Origin of the sequence: Pseudoalteromonas sp. APC 3893, assembly GCF_030408095.1 — a bacterium.
Classification (GTDB): Bacteria; Pseudomonadota; Gammaproteobacteria; order Enterobacterales; family Alteromonadaceae; genus Pseudoalteromonas.
The window spans coordinates 1-801 of record NZ_JASDCD010000085.1 but is presented as its reverse complement, the minus strand read 5'-3'; the positions used below and the strand labels follow the sequence as shown (position 1 = coordinate 801).

Genomic DNA, 801 nt, shown 5'->3' with positions numbered 1-801 from the left:
ATCTCGGGTGTAGGGAAAATCTGGCATGTTGGACAATTTAAGCTCAATAAGAATGAGTGAATTTACCAGTATTAGATCACAAATAGCATTAAATTAAAATAGATCATCAATTAAATGTGTTTGGTATCACTGTAAAGGTCATGCTGTTTTAAAGGAATATATTTGGCTCTGAGGTTGTTGTGGCGTTCTTTTATCCATGGGTATCAAATACTCAACCCACGCTACGGTGTACAGGTTAACACTTTGCAGCTGACGGCTGATAGCTATACTTTATTCCAACCAACAAAAAAGCCGTTTCATTTCTGAAACGGCTTTCTCTAATTTAAATCCTGGCAATGACCTACTTTCACATAACAAATGCTACACTATCATTGGCTGGGGCTCGCCTTCGAGCTGTTTTGTTTCACTACTGAGTTCGGCATGGGGTCTTGGCTATTTACTAAACCTTAAAAGATAAAAAACCCGCTGCATTGCTGCAACGGGCTTCTCTAATTTAAATCCTGGCGATGACCTACTTTCACATAACAAATGCTACACTATCATCGGCGCTGTTTCGTTTCACTACTGAGTTCGGCATGGGATCAGGTGGGTCCAAAACGCTATTGTCACCAAGAAAATTCTTTTCAATTTTCTTATTATTAATTTTTAAGGTTAAAGTTCTTCAACTAAATTTTGAGCCTGGCGATGACCTACTTTCACATAACAAATGCTACACTATCATCGGCGCTGTTTCGTTTCACTACTGAGTTCGGCATGGGATCAGGTGGGTCCAAAACGCTATTGTCACCAAGCAAATTTGGT

General features: G+C 39.5%; 2 rRNA genes. Both read right to left on the bottom strand.

Annotation, left to right across the window (positions count from 1 at the left end):
- Nucleotides 1-498 precede the first annotated feature (498 nt).
- Nucleotides 499-613: ribosomal RNA gene (gene rrf, locus QMA12_RS22110) — 5S ribosomal RNA — on the bottom strand.
- Nucleotides 614-676: 63 nt separating this feature from the next.
- Nucleotides 677-791, bottom strand: a 5S ribosomal RNA gene (rrf, locus tag QMA12_RS22105).
- Nucleotides 792-801 lie beyond the last annotated feature (10 nt).